Source organism: Paenibacillus pabuli (assembly GCF_039831995.1).
GTDB classification, from domain to species: Bacteria; Bacillota; Bacilli; order Paenibacillales; family Paenibacillaceae; genus Paenibacillus; species Paenibacillus pabuli_C.
The window spans coordinates 3,744,466-3,760,785 of record NZ_JBDOIO010000003.1; the positions used below are offsets into that span (position 1 = coordinate 3,744,466).

At 49.4% G+C, this 16,320-nt stretch carries 15 protein-coding genes and 1 pseudogene; 6 read left to right on the forward strand and 10 right to left on the reverse strand.

The window, feature by feature from the left end:
• Positions 1–86: 86 nt before the first annotated feature.
• Entirely contained in the window at positions 87–545 is a 459-nt protein-coding gene (locus ABGV42_RS18765) for an Rrf2 family transcriptional regulator (protein ID WP_347382988.1), read from the reverse strand.
• A gap of 418 nt (positions 546–963) precedes the next feature.
• On the opposite strand from ABGV42_RS18765, the gene ABGV42_RS18770 reads away from it, so the two are divergent.
• The 3 genes and pseudogenes from ABGV42_RS18770 (at position 964) to ABGV42_RS18780 (ending at position 2,258) form a co-directional block, all read left to right on the forward strand.
• Positions 964–1,689 (forward strand): MBL fold metallo-hydrolase, encoded by a 726-nt coding sequence (locus tag ABGV42_RS18770; protein WP_347382989.1) that lies wholly within the window; start codon positions 964–966, stop codon positions 1,687–1,689.
• Positions 1,686–1,814: pseudogene (locus ABGV42_RS18775) on the forward strand (TetR family transcriptional regulator); the annotation flags it as partial. The gene ABGV42_RS18770 and the pseudogene ABGV42_RS18775, both read left to right, overlap by 4 nt.
• Before the next feature lie 51 nt (positions 1,815–1,865).
• Positions 1,866–2,258, forward strand: a complete 393-nt coding sequence (locus ABGV42_RS18780; RefSeq protein ID WP_347383291.1) for a TetR-like C-terminal domain-containing protein — start codon at positions 1,866–1,868, stop codon at positions 2,256–2,258.
• Between the two features lie 95 nt (positions 2,259–2,353).
• Here ABGV42_RS18780 and ABGV42_RS18785 read toward each other — a convergent pair whose 3' ends face one another.
• A complete protein-coding gene (locus tag ABGV42_RS18785; RefSeq protein WP_347382990.1) occupies positions 2,354–3,487 on the reverse strand; it encodes a hypothetical protein in 1,134 nt (377 codons plus the stop codon).
• 297 nt (positions 3,488–3,784) lie between these two features.
• Here ABGV42_RS18785 and ABGV42_RS18790 point away from each other — a divergent pair, with 297 nt between their 5' ends.
• Positions 3,785–4,270 carry a CcdC family protein gene (locus tag ABGV42_RS18790; RefSeq protein WP_347382991.1) on the forward strand — a complete coding sequence of 162 codons (486 nt, stop codon included), beginning with the start codon at positions 3,785–3,787 and terminating at the stop codon, positions 4,268–4,270.
• Between the two features lie 116 nt (positions 4,271–4,386).
• Here ABGV42_RS18790 and ABGV42_RS18795 read toward each other — a convergent pair whose 3' ends face one another.
• The 4 genes from ABGV42_RS18795 to ABGV42_RS18810 all read right to left on the reverse strand — a co-directional run bounded on the left by ABGV42_RS18795 (position 4,387) and on the right by ABGV42_RS18810 (position 8,553).
• Positions 4,387–5,406, reverse strand: coding sequence for an NADP-dependent oxidoreductase (locus tag ABGV42_RS18795; protein WP_347382992.1), 1,020 nt, complete (start codon positions 5,404–5,406; stop codon positions 4,387–4,389).
• A gap of 257 nt (positions 5,407–5,663) precedes the next feature.
• The gene (map, locus tag ABGV42_RS18800) at positions 5,664–6,413 is read right to left on the reverse strand and encodes a type I methionyl aminopeptidase (protein ID WP_347382993.1); all 750 of its coding nucleotides are present in this window, start codon (positions 6,411–6,413) and stop codon (positions 5,664–5,666) included.
• A 521-nt stretch (positions 6,414–6,934) separates the two neighbouring features.
• Entirely contained in the window at positions 6,935–7,753 is an 819-nt protein-coding gene (locus ABGV42_RS18805; protein WP_347382994.1) for a serine/threonine protein kinase, read from the reverse strand.
• Between the two features lie 146 nt (positions 7,754–7,899).
• Positions 7,900–8,553: a hypothetical protein gene (locus ABGV42_RS18810; protein ID WP_347382995.1), complete on the reverse strand. Its 654-nt coding sequence runs from the start codon at positions 8,551–8,553 to the stop codon at positions 7,900–7,902.
• A gap of 496 nt (positions 8,554–9,049) precedes the next feature.
• Between ABGV42_RS18810 and ABGV42_RS18815 the strand changes: the two genes are divergently transcribed.
• Complete coding sequence (locus ABGV42_RS18815) at positions 9,050–10,003, forward strand: L-lactate dehydrogenase (RefSeq protein ID WP_347382996.1); 954 nt, start codon at positions 9,050–9,052, stop codon at positions 10,001–10,003.
• Positions 10,004–10,117: 114 nt separating this feature from the next.
• Here the strand turns inward: ABGV42_RS18815 and ABGV42_RS18820 are convergent, their stop codons facing one another.
• Complete coding sequence (locus ABGV42_RS18820; protein ID WP_347382997.1) at positions 10,118–12,763, reverse strand: PAS domain S-box protein; 2,646 nt, start codon at positions 12,761–12,763, stop codon at positions 10,118–10,120.
• Positions 12,764–13,231: 468 nt separating this feature from the next.
• On the opposite strand from ABGV42_RS18820, the gene ABGV42_RS18825 reads away from it, so the two are divergent.
• Positions 13,232–13,789, forward strand: a complete 558-nt coding sequence (locus ABGV42_RS18825; protein WP_347382998.1) for an acyltransferase — start codon at positions 13,232–13,234, stop codon at positions 13,787–13,789.
• Between the two features lie 97 nt (positions 13,790–13,886).
• Here the strand turns inward: ABGV42_RS18825 and ABGV42_RS18830 are convergent, their stop codons facing one another.
• Genes ABGV42_RS18830 through ABGV42_RS18840 form a run of 3 tightly spaced genes read right to left on the reverse strand, consistent with a single transcriptional unit; the run spans position 13,887 to position 16,250 of the window.
• The gene (locus ABGV42_RS18830) at positions 13,887–14,621 is read right to left on the reverse strand and encodes an ABC transporter permease (RefSeq protein ID WP_347382999.1); all 735 of its coding nucleotides are present in this window, start codon (positions 14,619–14,621) and stop codon (positions 13,887–13,889) included.
• A 1-nt stretch (position 14,622) separates the two neighbouring features.
• A complete protein-coding gene (locus ABGV42_RS18835) occupies positions 14,623–15,339 on the reverse strand; it encodes an ABC transporter permease (protein WP_347383000.1) in 717 nt (238 codons plus the stop codon).
• Entirely contained in the window at positions 15,336–16,250 is a 915-nt protein-coding gene (locus ABGV42_RS18840; protein WP_347383001.1) for an ABC transporter ATP-binding protein, read from the reverse strand. Before ABGV42_RS18840 ends, ABGV42_RS18835 begins: the two co-directional genes overlap by 4 nt.
• Positions 16,251–16,320: the final 70 nt, after the last annotated feature.

Sequence of the window (16,320 nt, forward strand, 5' to 3'; positions counted from 1 at the left end):
GATCGCACCCATCTGTGTTCACGTTATGCCCGGAATCTCCTGAAACATCCATGAATCTCATTTCACCGGGACAACGTCCATGCCAATTAACCGTTCGACGACAACTCATTCTTGGACGAAGAGCATGCTTCCCCATTTCCGATACGATGCTTCACATCCTCAATCGATATGCTGTCGAAATAGGAAGTTAGTGCTTCCTCACCGCCATCGTAGATGCTCCCCATGACATCCTGCATATTGGAGGAGACGATACAATTGGAGCCCGACTCTCCAGAACACCAATTGGGACCAAGTGAGCCACCGGCAACGAGACGGTACAATTCCCCAAGCTTAATCTCCTTACTCGGCCGACTGAGCAGGTACCCGCCGTGAGCGCCTTCCTTCGTGGTCAGATAACCATTCTTCCGCAGCACACTTAGAACCTTGCGTACTCTCGCCGGGTGCGTACCGACACTATGGGACAGATCTTCACTGTTCGCCATGCACTCATCCTTCATGGACAAAAAGACCAGACAATGGACGGCAATGGTAAATTCACTGTTCATCACTTACTCCCTTCCCGGCAGCAATCACCGATGTGCTTCAACACAAGGTAAGTTCAACTGTTATTATAGGAATAACAGTTATATTTGTCAACTTCTGCTCCCTGGTCAACCAAGCCCAGGATTCCCCGTTATAACAGCATTTATGGCCTTAAAACAGAACATGGCCATTTTACGAAGACGTCTGCATTTCTATTCAGAAGAAACAAAAAAAGTGAGCCAATCGCGTCGCGAATGGCTCCAAAAAGATAGACATATGAAAGGGCTTACGTCATCATTATAATCGGTAATCCTCATTTTGAAAACGCTTTTTTTGTAAAGAAAAGCATTTCCCCAAATATTTTTATTTTACAAGGCATCTTGCAAAAACTAAGACCATTAGTTATATTACTAATACCATTAGTTTTAGGAGGCTTCCTGAATGAGATTAACTCGTGAGTATGACGTTATTCAAGTTTCATTTCTTCCCCGTCTTTTCCCCGTGAACGTCTATCTTGTAGAAGAAGAAGATGGTGTTACCGTCATTGATGCGGGGATGCCCTTTAGTCTGAAGGGTATTCTATCTACCGCCGAGTCCCTCGGTAAACCGATCACCCGGATTATTCTGACCCATGCCCATGGTGACCATGTCGGTGCTCTGGATGGCCTCAAGGACGCATTGCCCTCGGCAGAGGTCTCCATTTCCAGCCGGGATGCCAAGCTGCTGGCCGGTGATGCTGCCTTACTTCCCGGAGAACCACAGACCCCGGTACGTGGCAGTGTGCCCAAAGGCATCCGCACCCGCCCGGACCGGCTGCTGGAAGACGGCGATCGCATCGGCTCCCTGATCGCCGTTGCCTCTCCAGGCCATACGCCCGGGCACATGGCCTTCATGGATACGCGCAGCCGCGTGCTCCTCGCTGGCGACGCGTATCAGCTGCATGGCGGCCTCGCCGTCTCCGGTCGCATGCGCCCGCTCTTTCCGTTCCCCGCGCTGGCGACGTGGAACCGGGAACTGGCTCTGGCCAGCGCGAAACGCCTGGCCGAGCTGGAACCGTCCGTGCTGGCCGTTGGCCACGGACGGATGCTGCGCCAGCCCGCAGCCGCCATGCGTGCGGCGGCTGCTGACGCGGAGCAGCGGCTGCGCCCTGCCGGGGGGCACCTGTGAGCCCGCGGCAGGGGCTGGATCGCGGCACACTGCTGAGTGCCGCGGCCCAGCTTGCCGACAGCGACGGCTTTCAGGCGCTGACGCTGGCCGCACTGGCCCAGCGGCTGGACGTGCGCTCCCCGTCGCTGTACAACCACATCAGCGGTCTTCCCGGGCTTCGCCAGGAACTGGCGCTGATGTCTGTACTACAGCTCAGCCAGGCACTTGCCGCGGCTGCCGCTGAGCGCACAGGCGACGAGGCCATCCAGGCCATCGCCGCAGCCTATATCGGCTTTGTCCGCCAGCATCCAGGGCTGTACGAAGCCTCGTTCCACGCGCCGGATATCCATGAACCGGAGCTTGCCGCAGCCAGCACAGCTACGCTGGACATTCTGCTGCATGCATTGCAGCCCTACCCGCTCTCCGAAGCCGAAGCACTGCATGCGGTTCGCGGATTGCGAAGCCTGTGCCATGGCTTCGCATCCATTGAAGCCCAAGGTGGATTCAACATGGATTTCAATTCCAATGAGAGCCTATCCCTGACCGTCCAGGCGTTCCTTAACGGGCTGCAGCATTTGCATCAGAACTGACCCACGCCCCAAATAGCAAAAAAGGAATGCAGCCCATCGCTGCATTCCCCTCTCCCTGCAGCCGTTTCTCTCGGAACGGCTTTTCTGGCTTTTCTCTATGGCCATACCTGCTCTTCGGCTTGAACTTCCTCCAGAATCAGTTTCATAACAGGCACGTACACCTTCCAGTAAAACATATCCGGTATCTCTTTTTGATTCGGTGTCAGCCACTCCCTGATGACATCCCACCCCTTGATCCTGCGCCAGAAGGAGTAATGCTCCATCTCTCCGAATGAACCTGTCATATAATACGCCTGATAATCTCCATCATTACGAAGTATGGCGGGAAAATCACCCGGAATACCGGCACTCACCAACTTCTGCCGCCCTTCGTCAGTCAGGCTCGTTCTATATCTTGCTAGTATGGAATCCGTCGAATCCGGCACGACCACATCGAACCAGCTGGTATATTGGAACTCCTGTTGAATGCCGCTCCACTGTCTGCCTTTCTCTGTAAAGGACAGCTTGATCTCCGCTGTCTGGACATCCTTGCCGCCACGCAGCACGATGACCCGGCCATCTTCATGTACCAGGAGAATGCCCTTTCCGTAGTACGGCCAATCCTGCCCCGCAATACGTTCATAATCCATACGTACCTGTTCAGGCACTTGAATTCGGCTCTGCAGATTGGATATATATTTTCCCCGCCAGCCGCTGCTCTTCAAGCCCAAAATGGGTTGAAGCTGCTCCCTGACGTTATCCGACGTCCATAAGGATTGTGTATTATACTCTGCAACAACTGCGACCCCTCTACTGGCTGCTTCGCGGATTTTAAGGGCATCGTAGACCGTTAATCCTGCGTCCCCCTCGCCTTTCTTCATTTTGAGGCTAACAGCAGGTACGGCGCTTGTTTTCGATGAAGTCAGATAGATCAGATCTGTTTCGGTTACCTCGTCCGGGAGTGTCTGAGTTATCGGAGCAGCGTTCTCCAATAGATTAACCTCGTCATTGCTTTCGTTATAAACGTATCGCTCTCCGGTCTTCTGTACAATCTTTTGTTGATTCAGCAGCCATACCAAGCCCTTATATCCTGGATAAGGTGCATCAGCATTGGTTTTGTCTATAATCATGACGTTCAGCAGCACCGGTGCTTGAGACTGCCACCAGATCCAGGGGACAACCAGACCGACCGATATCACTGTCAGACAAGCCAGCAACCATAAGGTTAGCGGCCTGTGGTTTCTTTTCATGCTGTGTCTTCCTCCCAGGGTGTCTCGCTCTATTCTTGCATTTGTATAGTGGTTGATTACCTAACTTGCCCTTGCTCGCATAAATGTACCTACATTGGACAAAATAGTACAAATTTTAAATACCAAACTGTGTTAATCTCGTTATAACGTATTCGGGCAAACAATGCACTAAGCATTCTATCGGCTTTCTAGGTTTGTGATATAATAGAGACTATATATAGAAACAATAAATTCTATGATTTGTTTGATGATCCGGATGGCCGGAACATATATTATTCCAGAAAGAGGGATACTTTCGTGGCTCAAATCAGTCCGTCTTACCTTCAGATCGGTGCAACTCTCGGTATGCTTATCATGGCATTGCTTGCCATATTCATTCGGTTGAAAGCCAGCCACAGGCCGGTGACCATACGCAAAATTCTGATTCCCCCGCTGGGCATGAGTACCGGATTTTTAATGTTTGTTGTCCCAGAGACGCATATTCCGCTATGGTGGGCAGTCATTGCATTTTTGGTTGGCTGGTTCATTTTCTCCTATCCTCTCATTCGCAGCACCCGGTTTGAAAAGGTAAACGAAGAGATATTTGCGACCCGCTCCCGCAGCTTTGCCTTCATCCTGCTCGGTTTGCTGGCCGTACGCTTGATCCTGCATGAAGTCATTCAGCAGTATGTTACCATTCCGCAGACAGGCGGATTGTTCTTCCTTCTGGCCTTCGGCATGATTGTGCGCTGGCGAGTATATATGTACAAACACTATAAAGAAGTTGTCGCTTCAGCGGCTTGATCCCAATCATTGACGAAGCCAAAAAAAAGACACGTTCTCGGCATGTAGGAATGCGGAACGTGTCTTTTTGTTATGATATGGCCTTGCTTCTATTCCATATATGGTAATGCACGATTTTACTCGGGATCTGCAACTTTCACCAGCTGTTTACCCAGGTTATCTCCCGAGAACAGACCCATAAAGGCTTCTGGCGTCTGATCAAACCCTTCCACAATGTTCTCCTCATATTGAAGGAGGCCTTCCTTCATCCATTTTGCCAGCTTCGCGCGTCCTTCCTTGAAGGATTTGGTATAGTCCCCGAGTAGAAAACCTTTCATCAGCGCGGTATTGGTCAAAAGCAATGTCTGTGGTCTCATGCCAATGTCCGGCTTCTCCAAATTGTAGGACGAAATCTGCCCACACAGCGGAATACGTGCATTTCGGTTGATATGTCTTAGCACGGCATCCGAGATGTCACCGCCAACGTTATCGAAATAGACGTCCACGCCGTCTGGACATACCCGTTCAATCGCTGCAGACATGTCATTCTCCCGCTTGTAGTTGAGGACAACATCGAACCCGAGCTTTTCTTTCAGGTATGCACATTTTTCGTCAGAACCTGCAATTCCGATCACTCTTGCACCGACAATCTTGCCGATCTGACCGGCAATCATGCCGACGGCACCCGCTGCGCCGGATACCACAACCGTTTCGCCATCCTTCGGTTTGCCGATATCCTCCATGCCAAAATAAGCCGTTAGGCCCGTCAGGCCAAGGGCACCAAGATACGCTGTAAGGGGTGCTTCCTCCGTATCAATCAGGGAGAGATCTCCCGTGTTGACAGCCGCATACCGCTGCCAGCCCCACATACCTGAGACGAAGTCACCTTTGCGCAAATTGGGCTCTGATGAGTCCACCACTTGTCCGATTGCCCCGCCTTTGATCACTTCATTCAGCGCGTACGGAGGTGCGTAAGACTTCGTATCTTTCATACGTCCCCGCATGTAGGGGTCAACCGACAAATATAATGTACGCACCAGAACCTGTCCTGCTTCCGGTTCAGGGAGCGGCGTATGGATGAATTTGAAATTATCCCTGGATGGTGCACCTTCCGGACGGGATGCAAGTACGATCTGTTCATTTTCAGACAACTTCATGACCTCCTTGTTGCCAGTGGCCTGCGTATAACCCTTTCATCATATATGTTATACCACCAGCACAATATGTTATCTCTTCGAGCACTTGTCACATAGCTGATCCATAAGCAACCGTTAGGAATACAGAATTCCCACGCAGCTTTCCGTATCCCATATGTTAAATGCTGACTCTTAATAGTTTAAACCGAAACAGGCGGATCACAAACGTGGACCGCCTTGAAAACATCAAATATCATGTTATTGCCACAACCGTTTCACTACTCCTGTGCCGTCAAAATCACAGGACCATCTGCCGTGATGGCAATGGTATGTTCGTATTGAGCAGACAGGCTTCCGTCCTGCGTACGGGCTGTCCAGCCATCGGCATCCAGCTTGCTGCGGTACGTTCCGATGTTCAGCATGGGCTCAATGGTGATGACCATACCTTCCTTGAGGCGGGGACCACGATGCGGTGGACCGTAGTGGGGCACCTGTGGTTCTTCATGCATTTTTTCGCCGATTCCATGACCGATAAACTCACGTACGACAGACAAGCCCTCCCCTTCAGCATACGTCTGAATGGCATGGGAAATATCACCGATCCGGTTGCCAACTACTGCAAGCTCAATGCCTTTGTAGAGGGATGTTTTGGTGACATCCAGCAGATGCTGGGCTTCCGGTGTCACTTGACCCACTGCATAAGACCATGCGGAATCGGCCAGCCAGCCATTCAAATTCACGACCATGTCAATCGTAACGATATCGCCGTCTTTCAGTACGTATTTTCCCGGAAAGCCATGACAAATCACGTCATTTACAGACGCACATGTCGCATATTGGTACCCGTTGTACCCTTTTTGCTCCGGTGTTGCGCCATTTTTCTTCATAAAAGCTTCTGCGAACTGGTCAATCTCCTGGGTTGTGATCCCTGGACGGATCATTTTCGCGATTTCTTTATGGCAAGCGGAGAGAATTTCGCCCGCCTTTTTCATATTCTGTATCTGCTCTTTAGTTTTTAACGTAATCATTCCAACTTCTCCTGTCCGTTATGATCTTATCCTGTCTTCTATTGTAACGCGAAACGCACAAAATAAAAAATTTGTATACTTGGTAAACCGCCAACATCCTATTATACGCCAACCTCGTGTGCAATGAATACCACTTTCCATAAAAAACACGAAACCCTCCCCACTAAGGCTGCGTATATGCTTAAAACGGTTGAAGAAGAAAGGATGATTATCCATGTTCAAAAAAATTATTGGTAAACTCATTGATTCCAAATCTTCATCTCACCGAAGGCGCTATAGCTCCTCGGACAGACGTTCCTATAAACGCCACAGCAGCTCCTCAGGCAAACGAAGCTACAAACGTTATTCTTCCTCGGATATGAAACACAGGGATAACCGCCATGGCTCCGGATATTACAAAAGCAGAAAATACAGCTCCAGTTAATATGGTGCTGCAATGATGATATATGCCAATAGGGGATGTTCAGCCAGCCGTATCTCACGGCAGCAGAACATCCCCTATTGGCGTGTGCGGTTCGCTTTTAATAGGAATTCAGCAAGCGTTCCATCTCGGCCTGTAATTCAGGCGCTCCATTGGTGTATCCCGGGCGAAGCCCAAGCAGTCTCTCCAGCATGTGGTACAGACCAGGCGTAAGCTTCAGCTCCTCCTGCCAGCTTGCAGGTGCCTTACCCTTCTCTGGCTCATATGCCGAGTACAGCATAAACAGAAGAAAGTGGCCCAGATCCTGCAAATCCTGATCAGGTGAAGCCGGCTCATCCTCCGGCTTCGGCAGTTCGCGCATCCTTCGCTTCAGCTCAGGCAACAACGGCTCCCCCATACGCCGCGCCAGACCAAAGTCAATCAAGTTCACGCGCCCATCACGCAAAATAACGTTGGGTATACGCACATCCCCATGAATATATCCCCGCTCATGAACATGGACCACAGGCTCCAGCAGTTGGAGAGCCAGTGCCAAACATTCCTGCTCTGTATATTTACGGCCCTGCTCAAATATACACTGTTCCAGCGTCTCCCCCCGGATATACTCTGTGGAAATGTAGCTTCTCCCCTTATATATGAATGCATGCAGCAGCTTCGGAATTGCCGGGTGACTCATCCGGTTCATCACGTCCGCTTCCCGTTCCAGCAACCGGGCAGAAAGTCTGCCTTTGCTTGGCTTGGATTCCTTTAACGCAACTTCGTTGCCGTCCTGTTCGTCCATACACAAATAGGTGAGTCCGTAACTCCCCATACCAAGCAGCTCCTGAATTCTGTAACGTCCCGAGATCATAGAGCCCTCCCGCCGGGGACGGTCTGTCCACAGACCCACGAATCTTTGCCAACTTCGTTGCAGCTCCACATGTCCTCCCACACCGGCGCCTTCTGAACTCCACGTGACCCTCCACAGGCACATTCGAACAGTTGTAACAGCCAGTTTTCTTGTTGTGATATGGAGCCTATTATATCAGGCTGCCTGCACGAAATCACGGGCACCCCATCTGTCTGTCAGGCTTCCTTGTGTTTCTTGGGCAGCAAGCCAAAGAGCATACGCAGCGAAGTTCCTTTGGGTTTGCGTTTTCGACCCTGGAAGCTGCGCAGATTGGTGACCAGTTCACGATCTCGCTCTTCTTCCAGCTTCTCATTCATCCACAGACGCTGCTTCTCGATCTGCTCCTGAAGGGCCATATGCGTATCGGCAAGTTGCTGTAACGTTAACTCCAGTTCATCTACGCGCTGCTGGAGCATTTGCACACGATCATCCTGTGGTTCGATCACCCCGAAAGTCACTTCATTCACAAGTTGACCCAGACCTTCATAGGTTCTGAGATTTCCAGTTGGCTCCTCGCCTTCAGGGAATACCGCAGGCACCACGGCTGCTGCACATTCCTTCTCGGAAATCGGTTCTACCATGCTTTCTGACATGCCCGGAGAGAGAACCGTCACCACGGCATCCGCAAGCGGCAGGTTATGTTCCCTTAATTCCGTCATTAACCGTTCAATGCATTCAATATCGTCCGATCTGAACAATCTGGACTTGTTGGCGGATCGCTCGAATCGATACCCCTGTTCCTCAAGTGCTGCCGCATATTTACGAAGAGTACTGGCTCCTATACCCAGGCTCTTGGCCGTTTCCGTCGTTGCTCCTACTTCTTCAATCATTATTATTCCCTCCCGGAATGAAGTCTCTTGCATTCAAAATAGTGGCTTCAGCGTTCCCTTCTGGAACTGTCATCGGATCGGGTCAACCTGTCTCATGGTCAAATGGCTTTTGTTTAGCTTGCCATAGGTATTCGTCAGCTCCTGGCTCGATCCCTTTGGCGTTTTTGTTCTGTTTCTGCGGATTCATAAGAACTTTTGTCACGTCTGTTATTCGTAAAAATCTCTCTTATTCCGACAAGGAGGAGGAATGCTGTCAGGTCGAATCATGCTGATGCAGACGCCGTCGGTTTATGATATTTACGTCCCACATGTCAATTTTGTTAACTCCATTACTCCAATACGCTCCCGCGATAGAGGATATCATTGCTGCATTGCTTTTCCATGTGTTATCTTATGTAACGTAGAAATGGATTTCGGCATAAATTAAAGGACTATACTTAACATATGGCTTGAATTCAGGACAATTACATGATGAGGATATGGGGGTTGAACGGCAGTGTTAGGCAAATCAGGTAAAGTAGCGGTCATCGGGGCGGGTCTTGTTGGCTCAAGTTGTGCATATTCCATGATTAATCAGTCGATATGCAGGGAGATCATGATGGTGGATCGGACGTACGACCGTGCTGTTGCACAAGCACTGGATTTCTCGCATTGTATGGACTTTACACATAATCGTACCAAAGTGTATGCGGGGACATATGCAGATTGCGGAAACATGGATGTCATTGTTCTCACTGCTGGAGCCAATCCAAAAGCAGGCCAGACACGTCTGGATATTCTGGAGGAGGCCGAATCGATTGCCAAAGACATCGTGCTTCCCATCATGGATAGCGGATTCAACGGCATCTTTGTCGTCGCAGCCAATCCGGTTGACATAGTAACTTATATGGTATGGAAGCTGTCCGGTCTTCCACGTGAGCATGTCATTGGCACAGGGACCTCCATTGATTCCTCCCGTCTCAAAACGCTGTTATCCGAAGTGTTCTCGATTGATCCGCGGAGCGTGCACGGATATGCTCTCGGGGAGCACGGGGAGTCCCAGTTCGTAGCCTGGTCCCATGTGACCATCGGAGGCAAACCAATTATGCACATTATGGAACAGCATAAGGAACGCTTCAAACACCTGGATCTCGACGACATTGCCCGCAAAACCAAAGATGCCGGATGGGAAATCTTCACTCGCAAAGGCTCCACTCAATTCGGTATCGGCAATGCACTGGCTCATATTACGCGTTCCATTCTGAATGATGAACACAAAATCATTGCCGTCTCCGCCATTCTGGAGGGAGAGTATGGTCAGAAAGGCGTCTGTGCAGGTGTTCCGGCCATTATTGGAGGAAACGGAATTCAGGAAATCATCGAACTGAATCTGGACGCGTCCGAGCGTGAAAAATTTGAGCGTTCCTGTGAGATACTATCAGGCAATATCAATCGCCTTACTTTGGCATAGACCTTCCCCCGTTTATGAATCAGCTAGAGTTAAAAACAGGACGAATGCAAACAGGCCAGCGGTCTCCTGCTAGGAGACTTCACTGGCCTGTTTGATTGTATCTCAGGGCTATATTTAATTCGGAGCCAGCTGAGGCTGATCGGTCGGTCCCCATTGCTGAAGCACACGCTTCAGTTCACTGAGCATCACCGGTTTACTGATGAAGTCCCTCATCCCCATCTCCAGACAAGCTTCCTTGTCCTCCCGCTTGGCATTACCTGTTACGGCAATAATGGTTGGAATGCGATCCTGTGGGATCAAACGGTATACAAGATCGGTTGCTTTAAGCCCGTCCATGACAGGCATGTGAATATCCATCAACACAATATCATACGAATTCTGCGAGATGGCCTCAATCGCTTCGACTCCGTTGGTACATACATCCGCTTCATAGCCAAGCTTTTCAAGATACTCGGTCAAAATTTTCCGATTCACCGGGTGATCCTCGGCGACCAGGATACGCATGGCCACCTTATCCCCTTGACGTGTGCGATCATGATTGAATTGACGTGCTGTATCTTCTGCCGCATAATCGACGCTTGTGGCAGGTACTGCAAAACGGAAAGTTGATCCTTTCCCGTCCTCACTCTCCACACCAATACTGCCGCCCATCATCTCCACCAGACGCTTCGAGATGACAAGACCCAGTCCTGTACCTCCATACTTGCGATTAATGACCGGGTGCAGCTGGGAGAAGGATTGGAACAACTGATCCAGCTTGTCCGCAGGAATACCGATCCCGGTATCTTTTACCGCAAAATCAAGCACGCTATCTTCAGGCTTTCTGCCCTTAACGATATCCACACTGACATCAATGCTGCCCTTGTCCGTGAATTTCAGTGCGTTACTGACCAGATTGACCAGAATCTGCCGGATACGCATCGCATCACCCACCATGAATTCCGGAATGCTCGGATTCAAACGATACCTGATCTGCAGCTGTTTCTCGTCTGCCCGAATTTTAAACAGCTCCGCCACCTGCTCCAGCATTTTGCGGAGAGAGAACGGTTCGTATGCAAGAGCCATTTTACCGGACTCCAGTTTACTGAAATCCAGAATATCATTCAGAATATTCAGCAGCGCATCCCCGCTCTCCTGAATAATCTGGGCATATTCCCGCTGCTCTTCCGATAGATCGGTTCCAATCAGCAGTTCGGTCATGCCAACAATGCCGTTCATCGGCGTGCGAATCTCATGGCTCACCATCGACAAAAATTCGGACTTGGCCTGTGCTGCAAGCTCAGCCGTCTCCTTGGCACGCACAATTTCACGTTCTCCGGTTACATCATTGAATACAATGACTACGCCCTGAATCTGCTCCTGATCAATAATTGGCGTAACCTGGTATTCCACCAGGAAGCTGCTGCCATCCTTGCGCCAGAACACATCCTCTTTAACGGATCGCCCTTGCCCATCCATCACCGTCATGTGAATAGGACATTCCTCTTTAGGAAAATAACTTCCATCCGCACGAGAGTGATGTATGATGGGATGGGCATTTTTGCCGATAAACTCCTCCACTTCATAACCAAACATGGAAGCCGCTGCCGGATTCATAAACATGGTGGTTCCTTCCGCATCCAGACCATATATGCCTTCTGTAACGGAATTCAGAATCAGCGCATGCTGCTTGCTGAGCTCCTGAATACGCTCCATATACTCCTTGCGTTCAGTAATATCAGACAATATCCCGTATACCCCAACCAATTCCTGGTCGACGATAATGGGCACATTAATGATGGATGCATCGAACTTCTTGCCCATGGAATTCACAATGCGCGTTTCATAATGCTGCGGTTTGCCCTGCTTCACCAGTTCGAAGTGGGTTCTGCCGCGCCCCACCTCACATGGATCCAGATTGGACAAAAACGATTGTCCGATGAGTTTGCTGCGCGGAATATTCAGCATTTTGACCAAGTTACGATTCACCGCACTATACTTGCCTTCCAGATTCAATGAGTACACTGCTGCCGGATTATGCTCGAACAAGGATTTGTATCGCTGACGACTCTCTCTCAGACGTCTGTCTGCATCCTTGTGCTGGGTAATATCCCGGCTTATGCTTACAATCTGGATGCCTCTTTCCTTCTCTCCAGCTACAGGCTTAGCCAAAGTTTCCATCCAGACGTAATGCCCCTTCTTGTGTCGCACGCGCATCTTGCAGCCATTGCCAATCTCGGATAGCTCCATCGGGTCAGGGAAATCTCCGGGATAACAATAATCCTTGAAAGACTTGCCCGTTACTTCTTCCGGCCGATATCCAAGCAGAGAATACACAGATGGAGAAACATAGAGCAGCTCGCCATCCAGCGAACTTGTGGTAATCAGATCTTGAGCATGTTCAGCAAGCACCTGATACTTTTCCTGCGTCTCCTGGAGTTTCTGCTCGACTTCAACGATCTCCGTCACATCTTTGGCAATGCCATAGATGCCTACAACCTCTTCTCCTGCTGTAATGGGCACGTAGGTAATTTCGGCTTGTCTTACAGAACCATTTTTATGATAAAACGTTATGCTGTTACTGACGGAACGGCCAGTAATCACCTCGTTAATATATTCCCGCCTCGAATGTTCACTGTCTGGCGGACAGACCTGACTTGGATTCATGCGCATCAAGTCATCAAGTGTATATCCTGATATACGTTCTACTGATGGATTGGCATCGATATAGTTTCCATGGATGTCCATCACATATATGGCATCTGGGTGGTTAAAAAACAATGATTGGTAAGAACTTCCCTCAGAAATAATTCGTTTCAGGGTTTCCGTTTTATTAATATCCAGAGGCTTACCCCTCTTTTCTCAGCTTTTATCTTCTTCTAGACATTGTAAAAAGCCATTTTTAGTATTAAGTGCCTACCCTCGAATAACCATGTAAGGCTACCTAGAAACAGCTTTTTTTATTTTACCAGATTCCAGTCTGCATTTGCTTACAATCTCGTTTTGATCTGTACTATCCCAACTTAAAAAGATGGAACTTTGAATTCCTCATCTCAAAATTAAAATCAAGTGATTTTCTAAAAATCCAAACCGCTTTGAAAATTTGGATATTAGTTATAACGTTTTAGATACATTATGTATCATTTCGGCTATAATCGATACACAAAGAACGTACCTGTTCCAGCAAAAACATACTTATTTCATAGCGAAGTCAAACAGGACGTGCCTAGTATGGAGAGGATGGAGATCATGCTGCCCAACAGAGTTAAAGTTGCTTATGGAAAGGTAAGAGGAATGGCCTTATTTGGAAGGATACAGCCGTCACTCCGGCTTCTACCACGAATACGAGGCAAGGTGTACCTGAATAAATTCGGTGATCTCCATGTGGGCAAACGACTCAACATCATTGGTAAGCCCTGGGGAACACAACTGACAGTTGTCAAAGGTGCAAGATTGACCATTGGGGATGATGTCATGATAAACGCTGGTGTGGGGATTGCTGCCAATATCGAGATCTCCATTGGCAACAACGTCATGATTGGACCAAGGACAAGCATATTCGATAGTGCTTATCACCGGATTGACTCCCTGGATGACGGGAGCAACATGACCAAAAAAATAATCATTCACGACAATGCCTGGATCGGGACAGGCGTGTTAGTTCTTCCTGGAGTAACCATAGGAAAAAATGCTGTCGTTGCCGCGGGAAGTACGGTTACCAAGGATGTACCCGATAATACATTGGTTGCCGGAACACCGGCAAAAGTAGTTCGTGAACTTACCATACACGAAGGTTGGTTGAGATAATGAGAAGATCCCCCACGTCCGCACCCGAATACATACTCAGATGACGGTCTTGGGGGATCTTGATCTGACGCGGATTAGCCTTAAACATCACGCAATCTTAGATTTCTTTTTTTCTAAAATAGAGAACTCCAATGAGAATAAACAGCACTGCACTTCCTCCGACTACGGTAAGGAGTGTACCCAGCGGTACATTATAGGCCCCGAAACCTCCGCCGTCCGTTGGTGTCATCAGCAGCATGGGCTGAGCCCAAGGATAGAATGGACCAATTTTCGCCGAGTTCACAATCAGTATGTTCGGTACGGTCAAGGCAAAATTCAGAGCGAGGGGGGCTGCGAAGCTGCTCCATATCAGCGAAACCAACATCTGCAGCCCGGCAAGAGGCAGGCAGGCGAACAGCCCGAGCAGCAATTTGCTGACAATTAACCCCCACGGTAAAGGCTCGGTAAGACCCTGAATCCATCCTGCCAGCAGAATGGAAATCAGCAGCAACACTTGGGTGCCCAACAGCAGCAAAATCACGATTGTCAACTTTCCTGCATAAACGCCTGTCCGGGTAAGTGGCAGCACCAGCATTTGCTTCCATCCTCCGCCTGCATGTTCGAAGCGGCAGACAAATGAAGTGAATACACCCGTCAGGATAGGCATGAGCAGCATTCCATGCAAAAAGACCATCGTTCCCATTAGGACTTCCCACTTCCCTGATGGCTCACTGAGCAGCCCAATAAGCAAAGCTAACAATGGACTCAGCAGAATCAGGAGCCATACGGGAGACTTGCCCATTTTCAGCCGTTCGGCGGATAGAATTCGGAAATACGTCGTAGCAAAGTTCACCTTAAGCCACATCCTTCCGGCCGAAATGCATCATTCCAAGCAGCATAATCAGAATTCCCGCAGCAAGTCCCATCCCTGCGTACATGAATGGATTCGGTCCGTTCCATGCCATCTGTGCCCATGCGAGCGGGAAGCTTGGTGAGATACTCAGCGAAAACATGCCTGTGATCGCAAGTACAATGCCAAGGGTAACCGGAAGTGCCTGATTCTTGGTAACCATCGTAAGCCACAGCTCAATGGATAGTACAGGAAGTGCCCCGGCGAGCGGAAGCAGGCCCAGCTTGAATGCTTGAATCCAGGGAATCTCTCCTGCATTGAAGCCAAACACCAGGCCCAGAATCACGATTCCGGCAGTTAAAAGAAGACAAGAGATAACCAGCAGTATACACGCCAATAGGAACTTCGCCAGATACACCGCCGATCTTGGAATCGGCATCGCCAGAAGCTGCTTCCACGAGCCTTGCTCATGCTCAACATTGGCAATCATAGAGCTCAGGATTGTTGCGCCCAGCATTAATGCAAGCGGCACAAAAACAACCACATTCTCCAGGAGCCCATTCCACAGGTTATCACCATATATTCCTTTTAGATAATCCAGACGTAGTCCAAAGTTCAAGGCCTGCATTAACGTAAGTCCGATGGGTGCAAGAAAAACAAGAAACCAAATGCCTTTGCCACGAATTTTGAGCCAGTCTGACGATAGTGCACGCCCCGTCATACCATAGCCCCCTCACCAATGACCCGCATGAAGAGGTCTTCCAGAGACTGACGGTGCTCCTCTACCCGATAAATGGCGTGATCTTGTTCAACCAGTCTGCGCACCAGCAGTGCAATCGCACTGTTGTCCATGTACGGAAATGTAAGTTCAGACCCTTGACACTGACCGAATTGACCTTGTTCCCTCGCCAGCTTCATGGCTTCTTCCGGCTCGGAGACGGTCAAACGGATGGAGCTGCCTGTCTGGCTATGCAGGTTAGCAATAGTATCCTGCAGCACCATTTTGCCTTCACGAATAATCCCTACCCGGCTGGCCATCTGTTCCACTTCGCTGAGCAAGTGACTTGATACCAATACCGTAATGCCATGTTCCAGCGGCATGCGTTTAATTAACTCGCGGATCTCCTGAATACCGGCCGGATCCAGTCCATTCGTTGGTTCATCCAATATCAACAGTTCCGGCTGACCCAGCAAGGCACTTGCAATCCCGAGTCTCTGCTTCATTCCGAGCGAATATCCCTTAACTGCGCGCTTTGCATCTTTTGTCAGATCAACTATAGACAGTACCTCGGCAATTCTCGATTTGGGCACGTTCAGGATCCGACGCAATGCCTCCAGATTCTCCACCGCATTCAGATGGCCGTAGTAGGACGGGTACTCCACGAGTGACCCGACACGGCGCAGGATATCCATGCGATCCTTGCGAATGTCTTTGTCGAAGACACGAATGACCCCTTTTGTCGGTTTAATCAAGCCCAGCAGCATGCGGATGGTTGTTGTTTTACCCGCACCGTTAGGCCCCAGGAAACCGTAGATATCCCCTTTCTTAATATGCAGATCCAATTCGCGAACCGCCGCACGATCCCGATATGTTTTCCATAAATTGGCCGTTTGAATAATGTTATCACTCACTGTTTGATCACCTCGGATATCATCGTAACCGCCCAAGGTTAAAACTACAGTTGTCCGAAGTTTAAGTTTA

Bases quoted from the DNA above. Each gene is read 5' to 3' on its own strand.
- ABGV42_RS18770 (WP_347382989.1), top strand. From the start codon at position 964: ATGAGATTAACTCGTGAGTATGACGTTATTCAAGTTTCATTTCTTCCC.
- ABGV42_RS18780 (WP_347383291.1), top strand. From the start codon at position 1,866: ATGTCTGTACTACAGCTCAGCCAGGCACTTGCCGCGGCTGCCGCTGAG.
- ABGV42_RS18765 (WP_347382988.1), bottom strand. From the start codon at position 545: ATGAACAGTGAATTTACCATTGCCGTCCATTGTCTGGTCTTTTTGTCC.
- ABGV42_RS18785 (WP_347382990.1), bottom strand. From the start codon at position 3,487: ATGAAAAGAAACCACAGGCCGCTAACCTTATGGTTGCTGGCTTGTCTG.
- ABGV42_RS18825 (WP_347382998.1), top strand. From the start codon at position 13,232: ATGCTGCCCAACAGAGTTAAAGTTGCTTATGGAAAGGTAAGAGGAATG.
- ABGV42_RS18835 (WP_347383000.1), bottom strand. From the start codon at position 15,339: ATGACGGGGCGTGCACTATCGTCAGACTGGCTCAAAATTCGTGGCAAA.
- ABGV42_RS18810 (WP_347382995.1), bottom strand. From the start codon at position 8,553: ATGATTGAAGAAGTAGGAGCAACGACGGAAACGGCCAAGAGCCTGGGT.
- map (WP_347382993.1), bottom strand. From the start codon at position 6,413: ATGATTACGTTAAAAACTAAAGAGCAGATACAGAATATGAAAAAGGCG.
- ABGV42_RS18795 (WP_347382992.1), bottom strand. From the start codon at position 5,406: ATGAAGTTGTCTGAAAATGAACAGATCGTACTTGCATCCCGTCCGGAA.